This is a genomic window from Streptomyces phaeolivaceus (assembly GCF_009184865.1).
Classification (GTDB): domain Bacteria; phylum Actinomycetota; class Actinomycetes; order Streptomycetales; family Streptomycetaceae; genus Streptomyces; species Streptomyces phaeolivaceus.
This window is the reverse complement of record NZ_CP045096.1, coordinates 1428576-1452295: the sequence shown is the minus strand read 5'-3', so window position 1 is coordinate 1452295 and position 23720 is coordinate 1428576. Positions and strand designations below refer to the sequence as shown.

Sequence of the window (23720 nt, the reverse complement as noted above, 5' to 3'; positions counted from 1 at the left end):
CACGCGCGCGTGCGGCCCCGCGCCGTACGTTCCTCCGCGATGCCCCTGACTGCCCGTAATCTCCCGAACTGCCTTACGGAGCCTGAAAGATGCAGCGTCATCTCATCTCGGCCGCCGACCTCACCCGTGACGACGCCGTCCTGATCCTCGACACCGCCGAGGAGATGGCCCGGGTCGCGGACCGGCCGATCAAGAAACTGCCGACCCTGCGCGGCCGCACGATCGTCAACCTGTTCTTCGAGGACTCCACCCGCACCCGGATCTCCTTCGAGGCCGCCGAGAAGCGCCTCTCGGCGGACGTCATCAACTTCACCGCCAAGGGGTCGAGCGTCTCCAAGGGCGAGTCCCTGAAGGACACCGCCCAGACGCTGGAGGCCATGGGCGTCGACGCCGTCGTCATCCGGCACGGCGCCTCGGGGGCCCCGTACCGGCTGGCGACCTCCGGCTGGATCGACGCCGCCGTGATCAACGCGGGCGACGGCACCCACCAGCACCCCACCCAGGCCCTGCTGGACGCCTTCACCATGCGCCGCCGCCTCGTCGGCCGGGACGCCGGACTGGGTCAGGACCTGTCCGGCAGGCGCATCACGATCGTCGGCGACGTCCTGCACAGCCGGGTCGCCCGCTCCAACGTCGACCTGCTGCACACCCTCGGCGCCCAGGTCACCCTCGTCGCCCCGCCCACCCTGGTGCCGGTCGGCGTCCATACCTGGCCCTGCGAGGTGTCGTACGACCTCGACAGCACGCTCGCCAAGTCCGACGCGGTGATGATGCTGCGGGTGCAGCGGGAGCGGATGAACGCCGCGTTCTTCCCGACCGAGCGCGAGTACTCACGGCGGTACGGCCTCGACGGGCTTCGGATGGCGCGGATGCCCGAGCACGCCATCGTGATGCACCCCGGCCCGATGGTCCGGGGCATGGAGATCACCGCCGAGGTCGCCGACTCCGACCGCTGCACCGTCGTCGAGCAGGTCGCCAACGGTGTCTCCATCCGGATGGCCGTGCTGTACCTGCTGCTGGGCGGCAACGAGCCCGCCGTCACCCACACCCGCACCACCGAGGAGAAGTAAGTCCATGAGCAAGATCCTGATCCGCGGTGCGAAGGTGCTGGGCGGCGAGCCGCAGGACGTCCTGATCGACGGCGAGATCATCGCCGAGGTGGGCACCGGTCTGTCGGACGAGGGCACGGTGGTCGTCGAGGCCGACGGCAAGGTGCTGCTGCCGGGCCTGGTCGACCTGCACACCCATCTGCGTGAGCCCGGCCGCGAGGACTCCGAGACCGTGCTCACCGGCACGCGTGCGGCGGCCTCCGGCGGCTTCACGGCCGTCTTCGCCATGGCCAACACCTTCCCCGTCGCCGACACCGCCGGAGTGGTCGAGCAGGTCTACCGGCTCGGCCAGGAGCACGGCTACTGCGACGTCCAGCCCATCGGCGCCGTCACCGTCGGCCTGGAGGGCAAGAAGCTCGCCGAACTGGGCGCCATGCACGAGTCGGCGGCGGGCGTCACCGTCTTCTCCGACGACGGCAAGTGCGTCGACGACGCGGTGATGATGCGCCGGGCCCTGGAGTACGTGAAGGCCTTCGGCGGGGTCGTCGCCCAGCACGCGCAGGAGCCCCGGCTGACCGAGGGCGCCCAGATGAACGAGGGCGTCGTCTCCGCCGAACTGGGCCTCGGCGGCTGGCCGGCGGTGGCCGAGGAATCGATCATCGCCCGCGATGTCCTGCTCGCCGAGCACGTCGGCTCCCGCGTCCACATCTGCCACCTCTCGACCGCCGGGTCCGTCGAGATCGTCCGCTGGGCCAAGTCGCGCGGCATCGACGTCACCGCCGAGGTCACCCCGCACCACCTCCTCCTCACCGACGAGCTGGTGCGCTCCTACAACCCGGTCTACAAGGTCAACCCGCCGCTGCGCACCGAGCGCGACGTACTGGCCCTGCGCGAGGCGCTCGCCGACGGCACCATCGACATCGTCGCCACCGACCACGCCCCGCACCCGCACGAGGACAAGGACTGCGAGTGGGGCGCGGCGGCCATGGGCATGGTCGGCCTGGAGACCGCGCTGTCGGTGGTCCAGGAGACGATGGTCGCCACCGGTCTGCTCGACTGGGCGGGTGTCGCGGACCGCATGTCCGTCAAGCCCGCGAAGATCGGGCGGGCGTCCGGTCATGGACGTCCCGTCTCGGCAGGTGAGCCCGCCAACCTCACGCTCGTCGACACGGCATACCGTGGGTCGGTGGATCCCGCGGGCTTCGCCTCGCGCAGCCGCAACACCCCCTACGAGGGCCGCGAGCTGCCGGGCCGTGTCACGCACACGTGGCTGCGGGGCAAGGCCACGCTCGTCGACGGGAAGCTCACGTGACACCTGTAATTCTGCTGGCGGCCGAGAAGGAATCGGCCGAGGTCACCGACTGGGCCGCGCGTATCGGCTGGGTCGTCGGACTCGCCCTCTTCGTCGCGCTCGTCTACTGGCTGATGCGCGAGGGCTGGAAGTGGCGCGGCACGCTCCAGGGCGACCTCCCGGAGCTGCCCACCGCGCCGGACGAGCCCGGCGAAGCCAGACTGGACATGAGCGGCCGGTACCACGGCTCCACCACCGCCGGGCACTGGCTCGACCGCATCGTGGCGCACGGCCTGGGCACCCGCAGCCGGGTCGAGCTGACCCTGACGGACGCGGGCCTGGACGTCGTACGCCCCGGCGCGACGGACTTCTTCGTCCCGGTCGCCGCCCTGCGCGAGGCCCGGCTCGACAAGGGCATCGCCGGCAAGGTCCTCACCGAGGGCGGGCTGCTGATCGTCACCTGGGAGCACGGCGGCAAGCTGCTCGACTCCGGATTCCGGTCCGACCGCGCGGCCGAGCACAACGAGTGGGTCGAGACCCTGAACCAGATGATCAACAAGACGGAAACGGAAGGCGCACGATGACGACCTCCACCCGGGGAGCCGCCAGGGTTCCCGCCGTACTCGTCCTGGAGGACGGCCGGACCTTCCGCGGCCGTGGCTACGGGGCCGTGGGGGTGACCTTCGGCGAGGCCGTGTTCTCCACCGGGATGACCGGCTACCAGGAGACCCTCACCGACCCGTCGTACCACCGCCAGGTCGTCGTCATGACCGCCCCGCACGTCGGCAACACCGGCGTCAACGACGAGGACCCCGAGTCCAAGAAGATCTGGGTCTCCGGATACGTCGTCCGCGACCCCGCGCGCGTGCCCTCCAACTGGCGCTCCCGGCGCTCCCTGGACGACGAACTGCGCGCCCAGGGCGTCGTCGGCATCAGCGGCATCGACACCCGGGCCCTCACCCGCCACCTCCGCGAGCGCGGCGCCATGCGCGTCGGCATCTTCTCCGGCAACGCGCTGCCCGACGAGGGCATCATGCTCACCGAGGTCCGCGAGGCCCCCGAGATGAAGGGCGCGAACCTCTCCGCGGAGGTCGCCACCAAGGAGACGTACGTCGTCCCGGCGATCGGCACCAAGAGGTTCACCGTCGCCGCCGTCGACCTCGGCATCAAGGGCATGACCCCGCACCGCATGGCCGAGCGCGGCATCGAGGTGCACGTCCTGCCCGCCACGGCGACGGCCGAGGACGTCTACGCCGTGAACCCCGACGGAGTCTTCTTCTCCAACGGCCCCGGCGACCCGGCCACCGCCGACCACCCGGTCTCCGTGATGCGGGCGGTCCTGGAGCGCGGCACCCCACTCTTCGGCATCTGCTTCGGCAACCAGATCCTGGGCCGCGCGCTCGGCTTCGGCACCTACAAGCTGAAGTACGGCCACCGGGGCATCAACCAGCCGGTGCAGGACCGTACGACCGGCAAGGTCGAGGTCACCGCGCACAACCACGGCTTCGCCGTCGACGCTCCGCTCGACCAGGTCTCCGAGACCCCCTACGGCCGCGCCGAGGTCTCCCACGTCTGCCTCAACGACAACGTGGTGGAAGGGCTCCAGCTCCTCGACCGGCCGGCCTTCAGCGTCCAGTACCACCCCGAAGCGGCAGCGGGCCCGCACGACGCCGCCTACCTGTTCGACCGCTTCGTATCCCTGATGGAGGGCCAGCGTGCCTAAGCGCACCGATATCCAGTCCGTCCTGGTCATCGGCTCCGGCCCGATCGTCATCGGCCAGGCCGCCGAGTTCGACTACTCCGGCACCCAGGCGTGCCGCGTCCTGCGCGCCGAGGGCCTGCGGGTCATCCTCGTCAACTCCAACCCGGCGACGATCATGACCGACCCGGAGATCGCCGACGCCACCTACGTCGAGCCGATCACCCCGGAGTTCGTCGAGAAGATCATCGCCAAGGAGCGCCCGGACACCCTCCTGCCCACCCTCGGCGGTCAGACGGCCCTGAACACGGCCATCTCGCTGCACGAGGCCGGGACGCTGGAGAAGTACGGCGTCGAGCTGATCGGCGCCAATGTCGAGGCCATCAACAAGGGCGAGGACCGCGACCTCTTCAAGGACGTCGTCGAGGCCGTCCGCGCCAAGATCGGGCACGGCGAGTCCGCCCGCTCGGTCATCTGCCACTCCATGGACGACGTGCTCGGCGGTGTCGAGACGCTCGGCGGCTACCCGGTCGTCGTCCGGCCCTCCTTCACCATGGGCGGCGCCGGCTCCGGCTTCGCGCACGACGAGGAGGAGCTGCGCCGTATCGCCGGCCAGGGTCTGACGCTGTCTCCCACCACCGAGGTGCTCCTGGAGGAGTCCATCCTCGGCTGGAAGGAGTACGAGCTGGAGCTGATGCGCGACAAGAACGACAACGTCGTGGTCGTCTGCTCCATCGAGAACTTCGACCCCATGGGTGTGCACACCGGTGACTCGATCACGGTCGCGCCCTCGATGACGCTGACCGACCGCGAGTACCAGATCCTGCGGGACATCGGTATCGCCGTCATTCGTGAGGTCGGTGTCGACACCGGCGGCTGCAACATCCAGTTCGCGGTGAACCCCGAGGACGGCCGGGTGATCGTCATCGAGATGAACCCGCGTGTGTCGCGCTCCTCGGCCCTGGCGTCCAAGGCGACCGGCTTCCCCATCGCCAAGATCGCCGCCAAGCTGGCCGTCGGCTACACGCTCGACGAGATCCCGAACGACATCACCGAGCAGACCCCGGCCTCCTTCGAGCCGACGCTCGACTACGTGGTCGTGAAGGCCCCGCGCTTCGCCTTCGAGAAGTTCCCGTCCGCCGACTCCTCCCTGACCACGACCATGAAGTCGGTCGGCGAGGCCATGGCGATCGGCCGCAACTTCACCGAGGCGCTGCAGAAGGCGCTGCGGTCGCTGGAGAAGAAGGGCAGCCAGTTCACGTTCGTCGGCGAGCCCGGCGACAAGACGGTCCTCCTGGAGGAGGCGGTCCGGCCGACCGACGGGCGCATCAACACCGTCATGCAGGCCATCCGCGCGGGGGCCAGGCCCGAGGAGGTCTTCGCGTACACGAAGATCGACCCGTGGTTCGTCGACCAGCTGTTCCTGATCAAGGAGATCGCGGACGAGCTGGCCGCCGCCGACAAGCTCGACCCCGACCTGCTCGCCGAGGCCAAGCGGCACGGCTTCTCCGACCAGCAGATCGGTGAGATCCGCGGGCTGCGCGAGGACGTCGTGCGCGAGGTCCGGCACGCGCTGGGCGTGCGCCCGGTGTACAAGACGGTCGACACCTGCGCCGCCGAGTTCGCCGCGAAGACGCCGTACTTCTACTCCTCGTACGACGAGGAGACCGAGGTGGCCTCCCGCGAGAAGCCCGCCGTGATCATCCTCGGCTCCGGCCCGAACCGCATCGGCCAGGGCATCGAGTTCGACTACTCCTGCGTCCACGCCTCCTTCGCGCTCAGCGACGCGGGCTACGAGACCGTGATGGTCAACTGCAACCCGGAGACCGTCTCCACGGACTACGACACCTCCGACCGCCTCTACTTCGAGCCGCTGACGCTCGAAGACGTGCTGGAGATCGTGCACGCCGAGTCGCTGGCCGGTCCGATCGCGGGCGTCGTCGTCCAGCTCGGCGGCCAGACCCCGCTGGGCCTGTCGCAGGCGCTCAAGGACAACGGCGTACCCGTCGTCGGCACCCCTCCGGAGGCCATCCACGCCGCCGAGGACCGCGGCGCCTTCGGCCAGGTCCTCGCCGAGGCCGGCCTGCCCGCGCCCAAGCACGGCACCGCGACCACCTTCGCCGGCGCCAAGGCCATCGCCGACGAGATCGGCTACCCGGTCCTGGTCCGCCCGTCGTACGTGCTCGGCGGACGCGGTATGGAGATCGTCTACGACGAGACCCGCCTGGAGTCGTACATCGCCGAGTCGACCGAGATCAGCCCCTCCCGGCCGGTCCTCGTCGACCGCTTCCTCGACGACGCCATCGAGATCGACGTCGACGCCCTGTACGACGGCCACGAGCTGTATCTCGGCGGTGTGATGGAGCACATCGAGGAGGCCGGCATCCACTCCGGCGACTCGGCGTGCGCGCTGCCCCCGATCACCCTCGGCGGCTTCGACATCAAGCGCCTGCGCGCCTCCACCGAGGCCATCGCCAAGGGCGTCGGGGTGCGTGGTCTGATCAACATCCAGTTCGCGATGGCCGGGGACATCCTCTACGTCCTCGAAGCCAACCCGCGCGCCTCCCGCACGGTCCCCTTCACCTCGAAGGCGACCGCGGTACCGCTGGCCAAGGCCGCCGCCCGGATCTCGCTCGGCGCGACCATCGCCGAACTGCGGGCGGAGGGGCTGCTTCCGGCCAACGGGGACGGCGGTGAGCTGCCGCTCGACGCGCCGATCTCCGTCAAGGAGGCAGTCATGCCGTGGTCGCGCTTCCGCGACATCCACGGGCGCGGCGTCGACACCATCCTCGGCCCGGAGATGCGCTCCACCGGCGAGGTCATGGGCATCGACTCGGTCTTCGGCACGGCGTACGCCAAGTCGCAGGCAGGCGCGTACGGGCCGCTGCCCACCAAGGGCCGCGCGTTCATCTCGGTCGCCAACCGCGACAAGCGTTCGATGATCTTCCCGGCGCGTGAGCTGGTCGCCCACGGCTTCGAACTGCTCGCCACCTCCGGCACGGCAGAGGTGCTCCGGCGCAACGGCATCAACGCCACGGTCGTCCGCAAGCAGTCCGAGGGCACCGGCCCGAACGGCGAGAAGACGATCGTCCAGCTCATCCACGACGGCGAGGTCGACCTCATCGTCAACACCCCGTACGGCACCGGCGGCCGACTCGACGGCTACGACATCCGTACGGCGGCCGTGGCCCGGTCCGTGCCGTGCCTGACGACGGTCCAGGCGCTCGCCGCGGCCGTCCAGGGCATCGACGCGCTCAACCACGGCGACGTGGGCGTGCGCTCGCTCCAGGAACACGCCGAACACCTGATCGCGGCCCGCGACTAGCAGCCCCGAGGGGGACACCGGAAACGGTGTCCCCCTCTGCGTGAGGCTCCCCGAGGCTCCAAGAGGACACTGACCCATGTACAAGTTTTTCTTCCGTCTGGTTTTCAAACGGATGGACCCGGAGGAGGCCCACTACCTGGCCTTCCGCTGGATCCGCCTCGCCGTCCGCATCCCCGTGCTGCGCACCTTCGTCGCCGCCGCGCTCGCACCCCGCCACGAGGAGCTGCGCACCGAGGCGTTCGGGCTGCGCATGCACGGCCCGTTCGGGCTGGCCGCCGGCTTCGACAAGAACGCCGTCGCGATCGACGGCATGTCGATGCTCGGCTTCGACCACGTCGAGATCGGCACGGTGACGGGCGAGGCCCAGCCCGGCAACCCCAAGCAGCGGCTGTTCCGGCTGGTCGCCGACCGCGCCCTGATCAACCGCATGGGCTTCAACAACGAGGGCTCGCTCGCCGTCGCCGCCCGCCTGGCCTCCCGCACGCCGGTGTTCAAGACCGTCGTGGGCGTCAACATCGGCAAGACCAAGATCGTCCCGGAGGACGAGGCCGCCGCGGACTACGTGAAGTCCACCGAGCGCCTCGCGCCGCACGCCGACTACCTGGTCGTCAACGTCTCCTCGCCCAACACACCCGGTCTGCGCAACCTCCAGGCCACGGAGGCGCTGCGGCCCCTGCTCACCGCCGTCCGCGAGGCCGCCGACCGCACGGTCCGCACCCGCCGGGTGCCGCTGCTGGTGAAGATCGCGCCGGACCTCGCCGACGAGGACATCGACGCCGTCGCCGACCTCGCCGTGGAACTCGGCCTGGACGGGATCATCGCCACGAACACCACCATCGCGCGCGAGGGCCTCGGTCTGACATCCGAACCCACCCTGGTGAAGGAGACGGGCGGGCTCTCCGGCGCGCCCGTCAAGGCGCGCTCCCTCGCGGTCCTGCGCCGCCTCTACGCGCGCGTGGGCGACCGGATCACCCTGGTGGGCGTCGGCGGCGTCGAGAACGCCGAGGACGCCTGGCAGCGCATCCTGGCGGGCGCCACCCTGGTCCAGGGCTACAGCGCCTTCGTCTACGAGGGCCCCTTCTGGTCCCGCGCCGTCCACAAGGGCCTCGCCGCCCGTCTGCGCACGAGCCCGTACGCCACCCTCGCCGACGCGGTCGGCGCCGACGTGAGGAAGACCGGATGACCGAGCCCTTCGGCGCGCGGCTGCGCCGTGCCATGGACGAGCGCGGGCCGCTCTGTGTCGGCATCGACCCGCACGCCTCCCTGCTCGCCGACTGGGGCCTGGTCGACGACATCGCCGGCCTGGAGCGGTTCAGCCGCACGGTCGTGGAGGCGCTGGCGGACCGGGTGGCCGTCCTCAAGCCGCAGAGCGCGTTCTTCGAGCGCTTCGGGTCGCGCGGCATCGCCGTACTGGAGAAGTCCGTCCAGGAGGCGCGTGCGGCGGGCGCCCTGGTCGTCATGGACGCCAAGCGCGGCGACATCGGCTCCACCATGGCCGCGTACGCCGAGACCTTTCTGCACCGGGACGCGCCCCTGTTCTCGGACGCGCTGACGGTCTCGCCCTATCTGGGCTACGGCTCCCTGAAGCCCGCCGTGGACCTGGCCCGCGAGAACGGCGCCGGGCTCTTCGTGCTGGCGCTCACCTCCAACCCGGAGGGCGGCGAGGTGCAGCACGCGGTGCGCGGCGACGGGCGGAACGTCGGCGCGACCATGCTGGCGCACCTGGCCGCCGAGAACGCGGGGGAGGAGCCCCTGGGGTCCTTCGGGGCGGTCGTCGGCGCCACGCTGGGTGACCTGTCGTCGTACGACCTGGACATCAACGGACCTCTCCTCGCGCCCGGGATCGGCGCCCAGGGGGCCAGGCCGGCCGATCTTCCGGCGGTCTTCGGGGCGGCTGTCCGCAATGTGGTGCCGAACGTCAGCCGAGGTGTCCTTCGTCACGGTCCCGACGTCGTCGCGCTCCGTGACGCCTCGGATCGTTTCGCGGACGAGATCCGCGGCGCGACCACGGCCTCCTGAGACCTCCGATGAGTGGGCGAGGGGCGGTTCCCGGCCGCCTTGAGTCTGAATACATTCTCAAATCCGGGGCGATTTAAGTCTTATGTCCGACTCCATGGAGGCTGACCAGGACTTTTCCGCTGTTCTCGCTGACTCTGGCGGACTTGGCCGCTAGTCTCCGAGCAGGGTGAACGGGCAAGCGTGTTGCTCGTGGCTCCCCAGGTGTGGGGCGACTAGGTTCCTCACCGGTCCGTATCCGACAGTTCGACATCCGAGGTGACGTAGGCGTGGCTCTTCCGCCCCTTACCCCTGAACAGCGCGCAGCCGCGCTCGAAAAGGCCGCCGCGGCTCGCCGGGAGCGGGCCGAGGTCAAGAATCGACTCAAGCACTCCGGCGCCTCCCTGCACGAGGTCATCAAGCAGGGCCAGGAGAACGACGTCATCGGCAAGATGAAGGTCTCCGCGCTGCTCGAGTCGCTGCCCGGCGTGGGCAAGGTCCGCGCCAAGCAGATCATGGAGCGACTCGGCATCTCCGAGAGCCGTCGTGTACGCGGCCTCGGTTCCAACCAGATCGCTTCCCTGGAGCGTGAGTTCGGCAGCACCGGTTCCTGATCCCGTCACCCGACGGGAAGGGAGTCCCGGGCACTCCGGGATTGCTGGAATAATCGCTGCATGAGTGAACGTCCGCGGCTGACCGTGCTCTCCGGCCCCTCCGGGGTCGGCAAGAGCACGGTCGTCGCCCATATGCGCAAGGCACACCCCGAGGTCTGGCTCTCGGTGTCGGCGACGACCCGCAAGCCGCGCCCTGGTGAGCGGCACGGAGTCCACTACTTCTTCGTCACCGACGAGGAGATGGACAAGCTGATCGCCAACGGTGAGCTGCTGGAGTGGGCCGAGTTCGCCGGCAACCGCTACGGCACTCCCCGGGCCGCCGTGCTCGAACGCCTGGAGCGGGGCGAGCCGGTCCTGCTGGAGATCGATCTCCAGGGTGCCCGGCAGGTCCGCGAGACCATGCCGGACGCCCAGCTGGTGTTCCTGGCTCCGCCCTCCTGGGAGGAGCTGGTGCGCAGGCTCACCGGGCGGGGCACCGAACCGCCCGAGGTGATCGAACGCCGTCTTGAGGCGGCCAAGATCGAGCTGGCGGCCGAGCCGGAGTTCGACGTGACCTTGGTCAACACCTCCGTCGAGGACGTGGCCCGCGAGCTGCTAGCCTTGATGGATGTTGTGTGATCACGGGCTCTGTCCGTTTTCTGTGATCACGACCGATCCTTTTCCATCCATCGGAAGGTAGAGCGTGTCCTCTTCCATCTCCGCGCCCGAGGGCATCATCAACCCGCCGATCGACGAGCTCCTCGAGGCAACCGACTCGAAGTACAGCCTCGTGATCTACGCGGCCAAGCGTGCCCGCCAGATCAACGCGTACTACTCGCAGCTCGGCGAGGGCCTGCTTGAGTACGTCGGTCCCCTCGTCGACACGCACGTCCACGAGAAGCCGCTCTCGATCGCCCTGCGCGAGATCAACGCGGGTCTGCTGACGTCCGAGGCCGTCGAGGGCCCCGCGTAAGTCTTATCTGCAGATCGCAGTGGGTTTTTCCACAGGCCCGGCAGTGCTCCTGCCGGGCCTGTGGTGTGTCATGGAGTCGGACGTTGTACGGAGCCGGACGTATTCCGAGTGCGGGGAGGCACAGTGGGCAAGCCCAAGGTCGTTCTGGGGGTCAGCGGCGGGATCGCCGCCTACAAGGCGTGCGAGCTGCTGCGCCGGCTGACCGAGTCCGGGCATGACGTCCGGGTGGTGCCCACCGACTCCGCGCTGCACTTCGTGGGCGCCGCCACCTGGTCCGCCCTCTCCGGCCACCCGGTCTCCACCGAGGTGTGGGACAGCGTCCACGAGGTGCCGCACGTCCGCATCGGACAGGAGGCCGACCTGGTGGTCGTCGCCCCGGCCACCGCCGACATGCTGGCCAAGGCCGCGCACGGCCTCGCCGACGACCTCCTCACCAACACCCTCCTCACCGCCCGCTGTCCGGTCGTCTTCGCCCCCGCGATGCACACCGAGATGTGGGAACACCCGGCCACCCAGGAGAACGTGGCGACGCTCCGCCGCCGGGGCGCCCTCGTCATCGACCCCGCCGTGGGCCGGCTCACCGGCGTCGACACCGGCAAGGGCAGGCTGCCGGACCCCGTGGAGATCTTCGAGATCTGCCGCCGGGTGCTGGCCCGGGGCGTCACCGAGCCGGACCTCGCCGGCCGGCATGTCGTGGTCACCGCCGGCGGCACCCGCGAGCCCCTCGACCCGGTCCGCTTCCTCGGCAACCGTTCCTCCGGCAAACAGGGCTACGCCCTCGCCCGTACGGCCGCCGCGCGGGGCGCCCGGGTCACGCTGATCGAGGCCGGCACCGGACTGCCCGACCCCGCGGGCGTGGACATCGTCCGGATCGGCACGGCCGTCCAGCTGCGCGAGGCGGTGCTCAAGGCGGCGCCGGACGCGGACGTCGTGGTGATGGCGGCGGCGGTGGCGGACTTCCGGCCCCGGACGTACGCATCCGGCAAGATCAAGAAAAAGGACGGTCAGGAACCCGAGCCGATCGTCCTGGTGCGTAATCCGGACATCCTCGCGGAGATCTCGGCGGACCGTCCCCGGCCCGGCCAGGTGGTCGTCGGTTTCGCCGCCGAGACCGACGACGTCCTCGCCAACGGCCGCGCCAAACTGGCCCGCAAGGGATGCGATCTGCTGGTGGTGAACGAGGTGGGGGAGCGCAAGACCTTCGGCTCCGAGGAGAACGAGGCCGTGGTGCTGGGCGCCGACGGAAGCGAGACCCCCGTGCCGTACGGCCCGAAGGAAGCCCTGGCGGAAACGGTGTGGGACCTGGTCGCGAGCCGGCTCGGCTGACAGTGCCATTCGCGTCACGTCTTGTTGGAACCTCGCACATTGGGGCGTGGCGACCCTGGCGGACAGCGACGGCCATTGGGCAGAATGCACGTGCCGCAGGTCACAGGGCTCCCGAGTGGCGAGACAGGTGACCCGGTGGCGGAGCCCGACCGATAAACTGTTCTCGGACGACGCCGGGCGCAGCCCCCGAGCACGTCCGCCAATGATCAGCCAGCAGCCGCTGCAACCCCAGGGAGCGTTGTGTCCCGTCGTCTGTTCACCTCGGAGTCCGTGACCGAGGGTCACCCTGACAAGATCGCTGACCAGATCAGCGATGCCATTCTCGATGCGCTCCTGCGCGAGGACCCCACGTCCCGTGTCGCAGTGGAGACACTCATCACGACCGGCCTGGTGCATGTGGCCGGAGAGGTCACGACCAAGGCGTACGCGCCGATCGCCCAGCTGGTGCGCGACACCATCCTGGACATCGGCTACGACTCGTCGAAGAAGGGCTTCGACGGCGCCTCCTGCGGTGTGTCGGTGTCGATCGGCGCGCAGTCCCCGGACATCGCGCAGGGTGTGGACACGGCCTACGAGTCCCGGGTCGAGGGGTCCTCCCAGAGGGAAAAGGGTGACGAGCTCGACAAGCAGGGTGCGGGCGACCAGGGTCTGATGTTCGGTTACGCGTCGGACGAGACGCCGACGCTGATGCCGCTGCCGATCTTCCTGGCCCACCGCCTGTCGAAGCGCCTGTCCGAGGTCCGCAAGAACGGCACCATCCCCTACCTCCGTCCCGACGGCAAGACCCAGGTCACCATCGAGTACGACGGTGACAAGGCGGTCCGCCTGGACACGGTCGTGGTCTCCTCGCAGCACGCGAGCGACATCGACCTGGAGTCCCTCCTCGCCCCCGACATCCGCGAGTTCGTCGTGGAGCCGGAGCTGAAGGCCCTCCTGGACGACGGCATCAAGCTCGACACCGAGGGCTACCGCCTGCTGGTCAACCCGACCGGCCGCTTCGAGATCGGCGGCCCGATGGGCGACGCCGGCCTCACCGGCCGCAAGATCATCATCGACACCTACGGCGGCATGGCCCGCCACGGTGGCGGCGCCTTCTCGGGCAAGGACCCGTCCAAGGTCGACCGTTCGGCGGCGTACGCGATGCGCTGGGTCGCCAAGAACGTCGTCGCGGCCGGTCTCGCCTCGCGCTGCGAGGTCCAGGTGGCGTACGCCATCGGCAAGGCCGAGCCCGTCGGTCTCTTCGTCGAGACCTTCGGCACCGCCAAGGTCGACACCGACCGGATCGAGAAGGCCATCGACGAGGTCTTCGACCTCCGTCCGGCCGCCATCATCCGCGACCTCGACCTGCTCCGCCCGATCTACGGCCAGACCGCCGCGTACGGCCACTTCGGCCGTGAGCTTCCCGAGTTCACCTGGGAGCGCACGGACCGGGTCGAGGCGCTGCGCAAGGCCGCGGGGCTGTAAGGCCTCCGACTCTTCGGTGTTCCGCATTCCGCCGAGGCCCGGCGTCCCTCTCGGGGCGCCGGGCCTCGGCGTTCCCCGAGCGGTGCCCGTGCTCTCGGGCGGCGCCGGTTGTCAGTGGTCTTTGGAAGAATGGCGGTGTGAGCGGCGAGGATGGGCAGCGGGGCGGCGGCGCGGCGGGGGACGCGGGGCCGGAGCAGCTCGCGCTCGTTCGGGAGGCGGTGCGCAAGGCCAAGGTGCCGCGTGCCAAGCCGCGGACCTGGCGGGGCGCGGCGCTGGCGAAGGAGCTGCCGGTCGCCCGGGTGCTGGTCGACAAGGGCGTGCTGCATCTCGACCGATACTTCGACTATGCCGTGCCGGAGGAGCTGGACGCCGTCGCGCAGCCCGGTGTGCGGGTGCGGGTGCGGTTCGGCGCCGGGGGGCGGAATGTCAGGCAGGGGCGGCGGGAGGGCGGCTCGCTGATCGACGGGTTCCTCGTCGAACGGGTCGCCGAATCGGACTACTCCGGGCCCTTGGCCGCGCTCGCCCAGGTCGTCTCACCGGAGCCGGTGCTGGGTCCGGAGCTGCTGGGGCTGGCGCGGGCGGTGGCCGACCGGTACGCGGGGAGCCTCGCGGATGTGCTGCAGCTGGCCGTTCCGCCCCGGCACGCTCGGGCGGAGGCCGTGGAGCTGGGCGAGCCGGCGCCGCCCCCGGCCGCGCCCGAGCCCGGGACGTGGCTGCGGTACGGGCGCGGTGCGGGATTCCTGCGGGCGCTGGCCGGTGGGGGCGCGCCCCGGGCCGTGTGGACCGCGTTGCCGGGGCCGGAGTGGGCCGAGGAGATCGCGCGGGCCGTGCAGGCGACGCTGGCCTCCGGGCGGGGGGCGCTCGTTGTCGTACCGGCCGGGCGGCCCGCCGCTCGGGTCGACGAGGCGCTCGGTGCGCTGCTCGGGGAGGGACGCCACGCGCTGCTGACCGCCGACGCCGGACAGGAGAAGCGGTACCGGGAATGGCTGGCCGTCCGGCGCGGGGCCGTACGAGCGGTGGTCGGGACCCGGGCGGCCATGTTCGCGCCGGTCCGGGACCTGGGGCTGGTCGTCGTCTGGGACGACGGCGACGCCAGTCACAGTGACGACAACGCGCCCTTCCCGCATGTGCGGGAGGTGTTGGAGCTGCGGGCCTCGCGCGACAAGTGCGCGTTTCTGCTGGGCAGTTGGAGCTGTACGGTCGAGGCCGCCCAGCTCGTGGAGAGCGGCTGGGCCGTGCCCGTCGTGGCCGGGCGGGAGCAGGTGCGGGCCGCCGCGCCCCTCGTACGGACGGTGGGGGACGGGGATCTGGCGCGGGACGAGGCGGCCAGGGCGGCGCGGCTGCCCAGCCTCGCCTGGCAGGTGGCCCGGGAGGGACTGCGGGACGGGCCCGTGCTCGTGCAGGTGCCTCGGCGCGGCTATGTGCCGCGGATGGCGTGCGCGCGCTGCCGCGAGCCCGCGCGGTGCCGGCACTGCGCGGGGCCGCTGGAGGCGCGGGACGGCGCCGGGGCCCTGTTGTGCGGGTGGTGCGGGCGGGAGGAGGGCGGCTGGCACTGCCCCGAGTGCGGGGGGTATCGGCTGCGGGCGCAGATCGTGGGGGCACGGCGGACCGCCGAGGAACTGGGGCGGGCCTTTCCCGCCGTGCCCGTGCGGACGTCCGGGCGGGAACAGGTGCTGGACACCGTGCCGGGGACACCCGCGCTGGTCGTGAGCACGCCCGGGGCCGAGCCGGTCGCCGAGGGCGGGTACGCGGCTGCCCTGCTGCTCGACGGCTGGGCCATGCTCGGACGGCCCGATCTGCGGGCCGGGGAGGACGCGCTGCGCCGGTGGATCGGGGCCGCCGCGCTCGTCCGGAACCAGGGGGACGGCGGCACGGTCGTCGTGGTCGCCGAGCCGACTCTGCGGCCCGTGCAGGCACTTGTGCGCTGGGATCCGGTGGGGCACGCGGTGCGGGAACTCGCGGAGCGGGCCGAGCTGGGTTTTCCGCCGGTGTCGAGGATGGCGGCCGTGTCCGGGCCCGCCCAGGCCGTGCTCGATTTTCTGGAGGCGGTCGAACTGCCGCCGGACGCGGAGGTGTTGGGGCCCGTGCCGATGGACGCGCCGCCGGTCACCGGGGCCGCCTCGGACACGGGTGCGGGGCGGGCGCGGCGCGTGGGGGCACCGGCGGCGGGGGAGCCGTGGGAGCGGGCGTTGATCCGGGTGCCGCCGGGGAGCGGGGCCTCGCTGGCCGGGGCGCTGAAGAGCGCGCAGGCGGCGCGGATGGCGCGAGGGGTGAGCGAGGGGGCGCGGGTGCGGATCCGGGTGGATCCGCTGGACATCGGCTGAGAGGGCTTCGCGCCATGGCCGCGGGTCCGGGTCGGTGTGCGACTGCCTCCCGGTCGGGTGCCGGGAGGCAGTGGGGGAGTCGGTCAGCCGTTGCGCGGGCCGGGGAAGGCCGTGGGTCTGACGTCCTCGCGGAGTGTGGGGCTGCCGGCTGTCGGCTGGGTCGGCATTTGCGCGGGCATCGGGGCCGGGAGCGGCGCGGGCATCGACCGGGCGGCGGGGACCGTGGGGAGGCCGCCGGCGACGTTGACGGTCCTGGTGCCCTGGGGCTCCCCCGTACGCTCGGCTTCCGCCGCGGCCTGGGCGGCGGCGCGGCGGGCGCCGTAACGCCGGTGTACGGCCTGTTTGGTGACCCCGAGGGCCGAGCCCACCGCGTCCCACGAGAAACCGAGTGAGCGGTCGAAGTCCACCGCGGCCGTCACCAGGGTCTCGACACTGTCCCGCAACTCCTGGGCGAGGCGGACGGTCGGGGCGGGCGCGCGTCCGTAGACGACGAAGCCCGTGGAGGGGCCGGAGCGGCGCGGGCGGTAGACGTTGCCCAACTGGGCGGTGAGGGTGCGGAGTGCGTCCACCTGCCGGCGGACCCGCTCGATGTCCCGCACCAGCAAGTGCAGGCTGGCCCGAGCCTGGGCGTCGTGGGTTGCGTGGTCGGCCATGAACAAGCCTCTCGAACCGGCGTTGAAAGGGGGAGGTGCCGCGATTGCGGCCCGTAGTGGTCAACTCTTTCTTGACCAACGCGAATTCGCTCCGCTGGTAACGGGGTGGGGGCGTGGGGGCATATGCGTGGGGCGCGTGGGGTGGGGTGCGCCCCCGCTGCCGCTGGGCTCCGGCCTGGTTCTCCTCCCCGCGCACCGCCCGTGCGGGTCGGGTGACAAATACGGGTCTCCCGTGGGGGTCCCTCGCCGTCGGTGGCCTCGGGCCGTGGGTGCGGTGGGTGGGGAACATAGACTGGGGTGTTGTCCCGCGTCGTCGCGTGCGGGGTGGACGAAATTCCGTGCGAGAGGCCGTCAGTCATCCATGAAGCTTGTCTTCGCTGGTACCCCAGAGGTCGCTGTTCCCGCGCTGGACGCGTTGATCGCGTCGGGGAGGCATGAGGTGGCCGCGGTCGTGACGCGGCCGGACGCTCCGGCGGGGCGGGGGCGGCGGCTGGTAGCCAGCCCGGTGGCGCAGCGGGCCGAGGAGTCGGGCATCGAGGTGCTGAAGCCGCACCGGCCCCGGGACGAGGACTTCCTCGCGCGGCTCCGGGAGATCGCGCCCGACTGCTGCCCGGTCGTCGCCTACGGCGCCCTCCTGCCGCGTGTCGCCCTCGACGTGCCCGCGCACGGGTGGGTCAATCTGCACTTCTCGCTGCTGCCCGCCTGGCGGGGCGCGGCCCCCGTGCAGCACTCGATCATGGCGGGGGACGAGATCACCGGGGCGTCCACCTTCCTGATCGAGGAAGGGCTCGACTCCGGGCCGTTGTACGGGACGGTCACCGAGGTGATCCGGCCGACCGACACCAGCGGCGACCTGCTCACCCGGCTCGCCTTCGCGGGTTCCGGGCTGCTCGCCGCCACGATGGACGGGATCGAGGACGGAACCCTGAAGGCCGTGCCCCAGCCCGGCGACGGGATCACCCTCGCGCCGAAGATCACCGTGGACGACGCGAGGATCGACTGGGCCGCCCCCGCGCTGCGCGTCGACCGGGTGGTGCGCGGCTGCACGCCCGCGCCGGGCGCCTGGACGACGTTCCGCGGTGAACGGCTGAAGCTCATCCAGGTCACACCCGTGCCCGAGCGGACCGAACTCGCCCCGGGGGCGCTGGAGGTCGGCAAGAACCACATCCACGTCGGCACCGGGTCGTACGCCGTGGAACTGCTCTGGGTGCAGGCGCAGGGCAAGAAGCCGATGCGGGCCGCCGACTGGGCGCGCGGGGTGCGGATCGAGTCGGGGGAGTCCGTCGGCGACTGATCGGGGGGACGGGAGACGCCCCCGCCCCACCCCCACCACCATGTCCTCAGGCCCCTGCGGCCGACGCCCGGCTGTCCGCACCCGCGGCGTACTCTGGGCGTGGTATCTCGTCCCGTATCCGGAGCACCTTTTTCGTGAGTGAGCAGTCCCGTCCGCGTAAGCCGGGCAAGCCGTATCGCCGTCCCCAGAAGGACCCCGTCCGCATGCTCGCCTTCGAGGCGCTCAGGGCCGTCGACGAACGGGACGCGTACGCGAACCTCGTTCTGCCGCCGCTGCTGCGCAGGGCGCGGGAGAAGGAGGGGCCCGACAAGTTCGACGGGCGGGACGCGGCGCTGGCGACCGAGCTGGTGTACGGGACGCTGCGGCGGCAGGGCACCTACGACGCGGTGATCGCGGAGTGTGTGGACCGGCCGCTGCGCGAGGTCGACCCGCCGGTGCTCGATGTCCTGAGCCTCGGTGCGCATCAGCTGCTGGGGACGCGGATTCCCACCCATGCCGCCGTGTCGGCCTCCGTCGATCTCGCGCGGGTGGTGCTCGGGGACGGGCGCGCCAAGTTCGTGAACGCCGTGCTGCGCAAGATCGCGCAGCATGACCTCGACGGCTGGCTGGAGCGGGTCGCGCCGCCCTACGACGACGATCCCGAGGACCATCTCGCCGTCGTGCACTCGCATCCCCGCTGGGTCGTCTCCGCGCTCTGGGACTCCCTGGGCGGCGGACGCGCCGGGATCGAGGATCTGTTGGAAGCCGACAACGAGCGGCCCGAGGTCACCCTGGTCGCCCGGCCCGGCCGGTCCACCACCGGGGAACTCCTCCGGGAGGAGGCCGCGGTGGCGGGGCGCTGGTCGCCGTACGCCGTGCGGCTCTCCGAAGGCGGTGAGCCGGGCGCCGTGGACGCCGTACGGGAAGGCCGCGCGGGGGTGCAGGACGAGGGAAGTCAGCTCGTGGCGCTCGCTCTCGCCCACGCCCCGTTGGAGGGGTCCGACAAGGCGTGGCTCGACGGGTGCGCCGGGCCAGGCGGCAAGGCCGCGCTGCTCGCCGCGCTCGCCGCCGAGCGCGGTGCCGTACTGCTCGCCTCCGAGAAGCAGCCGCACCGGGCGGGTCTGGTCGCCAAGGCGCTGCACGGCAATCCCGGGCCGTACCAGGTGATCGCCGCCGACGGCACCCGTCCGCCGTGGCGGCCGGGGTCCTTCGACCGGGTCCTGATGGACGTGCCCTGTACGGGGCTGGGGGCGCTGCGGCGGCGGCCCGAGGCCCGCTGGCGGCGGCGGCCCGAGGACCTGGACGGGTTCGCCCCGCTCCAGCGCGGGCTGCTGCGGACCGCGCTGGAGTCGGTACGGGTCGGCGGGGTCGTCGGCTACGCGACCTGTTCGCCGCACCTCGCCGAGACCCGCGCGGTCGTCGACGACGTGCTCAAGCAGTACGGCGACGCGGCCGAACTGATCGACGCGCGGCCCCTGCTGGAGGGTGTCCCGGCGCTGGGTGAGGGGCCCGACGTACAGCTGTGGCCGCATCTGCACGGGACGGACGCGATGTATCTGGCGCTCATCCGCCGGGTCGCGTAGCGGCCGGTTCCTTCGGGGGCGGTGGCGGCTGGGTGCCGCCGTCCTCGTGGGCCAGCCGGTGGGGCCACCACACCTTCGGGCCGATGTCCAGGAACAGGGAGGTGACCAGCACGGATCGCACGATGAAGGTGTCCAGGAGGACACCCAGGGCGACCGCGAAGCCGATCTCGGCGAAGGCGACCATGGGGAGTGTGCCGAGGGCGGCGAAGGTGCCGGCGAGGACCAGACCGGCCGAGGTGATCACCGCGCCCGTCGTCGCGAGGCCCGTCACCACGGCCTTGCGGGTGCCCTGTTGGGCGGTCTCCTCGCGGATACGGGTGGTCAGGAAGATGTTGTAGTCGATGCCCAGGGCCACCAGGAACACGAAGACGAACAGCGGGAAGTCCGTCGACTCGCCCGCGTAGTCGAAGATGTGTCTGAACGCGAGCGCGCTGATGCCCAGCGCGGCGGCGAAGGACAGGATGACCGTGCCGATCAGCAGGAGCGGTGCGATCAGGGCGCGCAGCAGGGCGCAGAGGATCAGCAGGACCACGAGCAGCACCAGCGGGATGATCAGGATGTTGTCGTGCGTGGTCGCTCTGTCCATGTCCAGCAGGGCCGCCGTACCGCCGCCCACCTGGGCGTCGGCGTCCGGCACTTCGTGGACGGCGTCGCGGACCCGTTCCACGGTCTGCTTCGCGGCCTCGCTGTCGGCGGGGTCGGACAGGGTGGCCTCGAAGAGGACCTGGCCGTCGTGGGCGGGTTTCGTGCCGGGCGGCAGGCCGAGCGAGTCCGCGACGACACCTTCCGTGTCGGCGACGACACGGCCGACCTCCCGGGCCTGTCCCTGGTTGCTGATGATCACGAGGGGGTCGCCGCTGCCCGCCGGGAAGTAGCGTGCGGAGATCTCCTGGCCGACGATCGAGTCCGGTTTGCCGGTGAAGGCGTCCGCGTTGCTGATGCCCTCCGCGCGGAGCTGGATCAGGCCCAGCGAGCACAGGGCGAGGGCGGCGGCCGTGGCGACCCAGACCGTGCGGGGCCGATGGGAGAAACGGCGGCCCATCCGCGCCCACACACCGCTCTCGGTCGGGTCGGCGCTGCCGAGGTGCGGGATCACCGGCCAGAAGACCCAGCGGCCGAAGATCACCAGCAGGGCGGGGAACAGCGTCATCATCGCCAGCAGCGCGACCGCGACGCCGATGGCCGCCACCGGGCCGAGCCCGCTCGTCGAGTTCATCTCGGCGGCCAGCAGCACCAGCATGCTCAGCACGACCGTCGCGCCGGACGCCAGCACGGCCGGGCCCGCCCGGTGCAGGGCGAGGGCCATCGCCTCGTGGCGGTCCTCGTGACGGCGCAGCTCCTCGCGGTAGCGGGCCACCAGCAGCAGGGCGTAGTCGGTGCCCGCGCCGAAGACGAGGACGGTGAGGATGCCCGCGCTCTGGCCGTTCACGGTCAAGCCGGTGTGTTCGGCCAGCAGATAGATCAGCGCCTGGGCCGTGAACAGGGCGGCGATGACCGCGAGCAGGGGGACCACGATGAGGGTGGGACTGCGATAGGTCAGCAGGAGCATCACGATGACCACGGCCATCGCCGACAGCAGCAGGGTGGAGTCGATGCCCTCGAAGGCTTCGGAGAAGTCGGCGGACGTACCGCCAGGGCCCGTGATGTGCACGGACATCCCGTCGCCCTCGCCCACGTCGTCCCGGATGGAGTCGACCGCGGGCGCGATGCGTTCCCAGCCCTTCTCGTCCATCGTGATCGGCACCAGGACCTGGGCGGCCCTCGGGTCCACCGCACGGTCGTAGACCGGGCCGCGGGTCTGGTCGCCGATGATCCCGTGGGCGGTGAGCTGCTTGAGCTCCCGGACGTCCGCCTCGATCGTGGCCCGGTCCTCGGCGGTCAGACCGCTCTCCCGGGCGTAGACGACGACCGCCGGGATCTGTTCGGGCCGGAAGTCCTCGGAGATCTCCAGGACCTGGGTCGACTCGGCCGAGCCCGGCAGCCACGAGGCCGCGTCGTTGTCCTGCGCGTCGGTGAGTTTCGTGGCGAACGGCGCGACCACGAACAGCACCACCAGCCACAGTCCCAGCACGACCCACTTGGCCCGCCGCCCGCAGACGAGGTGCCCGATGCCCCGGTTGCCTGTCATACCGACCTCCAGAACCGTGCCCCGCGGCCGAGATACCACCGTCCCCACCCGAGACCGATGCCCGCAACCCCCGGCGGGCATGGCAGGCTTGGCCCATGGCCGCGCAGATCAACCCAAGCATCCTCTCCGCCGACTTCGCCCGTCTCGCCGACGAGGCGAAGGCGGTCGAAGGGGCAGACTGGCTCCATGTAGACGTGATGGACAACCATTTCGTCCCGAACCTCACGCTCGGTGTGCCGGTCGTGGAGTCCCTGGCCCGCGCGACGGAGACGCCGCTGGACTGCCATCTGATGATCGAGGCCCCCGATCGGTGGGCGCCCCAGTACGTGGAAGCGGGTGCCGGTTCCGTCACCTTCCATGTCGAGGCCGCCGCCGCACCGGTACGGCTCGCCCGTGAGATCCGGGCCAAGGGTGCCAGGGCCTCCATGGCGCTGAGGCCCGCGACGCCGATCGAGCCGTTCGAGGACCTGCTGCCCGAACTCGACATGGTGCTGATCATGACCGTCGAACCGGGCTTCGGGGGCCAGGCCTTTCTCGACATCATGCTCCCCAAGATCCGCCGCACCCGCGAGTTGATCAGCAAGCACGGCCTCGACCTGTGGCTCCAGGTCGACGGAGGCGTCGCCGCCTCCACCATCGAGCGCTGCGCGGAGGCGGGCGCCGATGTCTTCGTCGCCGGATCCGCGGTCTACGGCGCGGACGACCCGGCCGCGGCGGTGCGCGCGCTGCGGGCCCAGGCGGACGCCGTGACGGCAACCGCCGGCTGGGCCTGCGGCCACTGACGGACAGGGATGACAGAGACGTACGGCTGTGCGAACGCCGAGGCGGGCGGGGCACGTCGTGCGTCCAGAGGGACAAGGGAACGTGAACGACGTTCCTTCGGGCTGATCGAAAACGTCGGATCTGCAAGGATGAACGGCGTATCCATGTGTGAAGAGCAGTGAGGAGATGACCGTGTCGGGTATGTCGGCGGGCCGGTCAGCCATGCGGATGGGACCCGCTGAGCTGGTTCAGGCGGCGGCCATGGCCCGCCGTTTCTACCTAGAGGGCAAGTCCAAGATCCAGATCGCCGAGGAGTTCGGCGTGAGCCGCTTCAAGGTGGCCCGGGTCCTGGAGACCGCTCTCGAACGGGATCTCGTACGTATCGAGATCCGCGTCCCCGCGGAACTGGACGCCGAGCGCTCCGACGCGCTGCGCGCCCGGTACGGGCTCCGGCACGCCGTGGTCGTCGAGTCCCCGGCCGACGCCGAGGAGTCGCCCGACCCGGAGAACCTCGGTGAGGTCGCCGCGGACCTGCTCGGCGAACTGGTCACCGAGGGCGACATCCTCGGCCTCGCCTGGGGCCGCTCCACCATCCACATGGCGGCGGCCCTCGACCGGCTGCCGCCCTGCACGGTGGTGCAGCTGACGGGCGTGTACGACGCCGGGACCGCCGAGCGCGGCTCGGTCGAGGCGGTACGGCGGGCCGCGCAGGTGTCGGGCGGCGACGCCCACCCCATCTACGCGCCGATGCTGCTGCCGGACGCGGCCACCGCCGCCGCGCTGCGCAACCAGACCGGGATCGCGCGGGCCTTCGAGTACTTCGACAAGGTCACGGTCGCCTGTGTCTCCATCGGCTCCTGGGAGGCCGGGATCTCCACGGTGCACGACATGCTCAGCGACGAGGAGCGCGGCCACTACGCCTCGCTCGGGGTCGCCGCCGAGATGTCCGCGCACCTCTTCGACGCCGACGGCCGCCGGGTCGGGCGGGACCTCGGCGAGCGGTGCATCACGGTCAAGGCCGATCAGCTCCGCCGTATCCCCGAGGTCGTCGCGATCGCGGGCGGGCAGCGGAAGGCCGCCGCGATCGACGCCGTGCTGCGGTCGGGGCTGGTGACCAGCCTCGTCACGGACACGTCCGCGGCGGACTATCTGCTGATGGCCGGGCAGACGCCTCGGCCGGCCATGAATCGGGCGGATCCTGATGGGGCGTGACGCTCTGCTGGGTGGGCGGGTGCGGGTAGGTGGGGGTTGATCGCGCAGTTCCTCGCGCCCCTTGCGGGGC

At 71.3% G+C, this 23720-nt stretch carries 19 protein-coding genes; 17 read left to right on the top strand and 2 right to left on the bottom strand.

Translation table 11 applies throughout. The features are described 5' to 3' along the window. Positions 1-89: 89 nt before the first annotated feature. From F9278_RS06900 to F9278_RS06840, 13 genes are all read left to right on the top strand, one after another. The gene (locus F9278_RS06900; RefSeq protein WP_152167482.1) at positions 90-1070 is read left to right on the top strand and encodes an aspartate carbamoyltransferase catalytic subunit; all 981 of its coding nucleotides are present in this window, start codon (positions 90-92) and stop codon (positions 1068-1070) included. A gap of 4 nt (positions 1071-1074) precedes the next feature. Beyond that, on the top strand, positions 1075-2361 hold the full coding sequence (locus F9278_RS06895; RefSeq protein WP_152167481.1) for a dihydroorotase: 1287 nt from the start codon (positions 1075-1077) through the stop codon (positions 2359-2361). Beyond that, the gene (locus tag F9278_RS06890) at positions 2358-2924 is read left to right on the top strand and encodes a PH-like domain-containing protein (RefSeq protein WP_152167480.1); all 567 of its coding nucleotides are present in this window, start codon (positions 2358-2360) and stop codon (positions 2922-2924) included. The genes F9278_RS06895 and F9278_RS06890 overlap by 4 nt, the downstream gene beginning before the upstream one ends. Next, positions 2921-4063: a glutamine-hydrolyzing carbamoyl-phosphate synthase small subunit gene (carA, locus tag F9278_RS06885; RefSeq protein WP_152167479.1), complete on the top strand. Its 1143-nt coding sequence runs from the start codon at positions 2921-2923 to the stop codon at positions 4061-4063. The genes F9278_RS06890 and carA overlap by 4 nt, the downstream gene beginning before the upstream one ends. Further along, complete coding sequence (gene carB, locus F9278_RS06880; protein ID WP_152167478.1) at positions 4056-7364, top strand: carbamoyl-phosphate synthase large subunit; 3309 nt, start codon at positions 4056-4058, stop codon at positions 7362-7364. Before carA ends, carB begins: the two co-directional genes overlap by 8 nt. 76 nt (positions 7365-7440) lie before the next feature. Then, on the top strand, positions 7441-8547 hold the full coding sequence (locus tag F9278_RS06875; RefSeq protein ID WP_152167477.1) for a quinone-dependent dihydroorotate dehydrogenase: 1107 nt from the start codon (positions 7441-7443) through the stop codon (positions 8545-8547). Beyond that, entirely contained in the window at positions 8544-9383 is an 840-nt protein-coding gene (gene pyrF, locus F9278_RS06870) for an orotidine-5'-phosphate decarboxylase (RefSeq protein WP_152167476.1), read from the top strand. Before F9278_RS06875 ends, pyrF begins: the two co-directional genes overlap by 4 nt. A gap of 266 nt (positions 9384-9649) precedes the next feature. Continuing rightward, the gene (locus F9278_RS06865) at positions 9650-9973 is read left to right on the top strand and encodes an integration host factor (protein ID WP_003977346.1); all 324 of its coding nucleotides are present in this window, start codon (positions 9650-9652) and stop codon (positions 9971-9973) included. Between the two features lie 60 nt (positions 9974-10033). Further along, positions 10034-10591 carry a guanylate kinase gene (gmk, locus tag F9278_RS06860; RefSeq protein WP_152167475.1) on the top strand — a complete coding sequence of 186 codons (558 nt, stop codon included), beginning with the start codon at positions 10034-10036 and terminating at the stop codon, positions 10589-10591. Between the two features lie 64 nt (positions 10592-10655). Beyond that, the gene (gene rpoZ / locus F9278_RS06855) at positions 10656-10925 is read left to right on the top strand and encodes a DNA-directed RNA polymerase subunit omega (RefSeq protein ID WP_005485492.1); all 270 of its coding nucleotides are present in this window, start codon (positions 10656-10658) and stop codon (positions 10923-10925) included. A gap of 123 nt (positions 10926-11048) precedes the next feature. Further along, on the top strand, positions 11049-12251 hold the full coding sequence (gene coaBC / locus F9278_RS06850; RefSeq protein WP_152167474.1) for a bifunctional phosphopantothenoylcysteine decarboxylase/phosphopantothenate--cysteine ligase CoaBC: 1203 nt from the start codon (positions 11049-11051) through the stop codon (positions 12249-12251). Positions 12252-12491: 240 nt separating this feature from the next. Continuing rightward, a complete protein-coding gene (metK, locus tag F9278_RS06845; RefSeq protein WP_152167473.1) occupies positions 12492-13715 on the top strand; it encodes a methionine adenosyltransferase in 1224 nt (407 codons plus the stop codon). A gap of 137 nt (positions 13716-13852) precedes the next feature. Then, a complete protein-coding gene (locus tag F9278_RS06840; RefSeq protein WP_152167472.1) occupies positions 13853-16039 on the top strand; it encodes a primosomal protein N' in 2187 nt (728 codons plus the stop codon). An 83-nt stretch (positions 16040-16122) separates the two neighbouring features. On the opposite strand, the gene F9278_RS06835 is transcribed toward F9278_RS06840, so the two are convergent. Continuing rightward, positions 16123-16692, bottom strand: coding sequence for a hypothetical protein (locus tag F9278_RS06835; protein WP_152167471.1), 570 nt, complete (start codon positions 16690-16692; stop codon positions 16123-16125). A 361-nt stretch (positions 16693-17053) separates the two neighbouring features. Between F9278_RS06835 and fmt the strand changes: the two genes are divergently transcribed. Next, complete coding sequence (gene fmt, locus F9278_RS06830; RefSeq protein ID WP_152167470.1) at positions 17054-17986, top strand: methionyl-tRNA formyltransferase; 933 nt, start codon at positions 17054-17056, stop codon at positions 17984-17986. 134 nt (positions 17987-18120) lie between these two features. Further along, complete coding sequence (locus tag F9278_RS06825; RefSeq protein ID WP_152167469.1) at positions 18121-19548, top strand: RsmB/NOP family class I SAM-dependent RNA methyltransferase; 1428 nt, start codon at positions 18121-18123, stop codon at positions 19546-19548. On the opposite strand, the gene F9278_RS06820 is transcribed toward F9278_RS06825, so the two are convergent. Next, complete coding sequence (locus F9278_RS06820; RefSeq protein WP_152167468.1) at positions 19529-21676, bottom strand: MMPL family transporter; 2148 nt, start codon at positions 21674-21676, stop codon at positions 19529-19531. The two genes, F9278_RS06825 and F9278_RS06820, sit on opposite strands and share 20 nt — an antisense overlap. A 95-nt stretch (positions 21677-21771) precedes the next feature. On the opposite strand from F9278_RS06820, the gene rpe reads away from it, so the two are divergent. Together rpe and F9278_RS06810 are read left to right on the top strand one after the other, a co-directional pair. Beyond that, entirely contained in the window at positions 21772-22458 is a 687-nt protein-coding gene (rpe, locus tag F9278_RS06815) for a ribulose-phosphate 3-epimerase (protein ID WP_152167467.1), read from the top strand. A 148-nt stretch (positions 22459-22606) separates the two neighbouring features. After that, a complete protein-coding gene (locus F9278_RS06810; RefSeq protein ID WP_152167466.1) occupies positions 22607-23650 on the top strand; it encodes a sugar-binding transcriptional regulator in 1044 nt (347 codons plus the stop codon). The last annotated feature ends 70 nt before the right edge of the window (positions 23651-23720 follow it).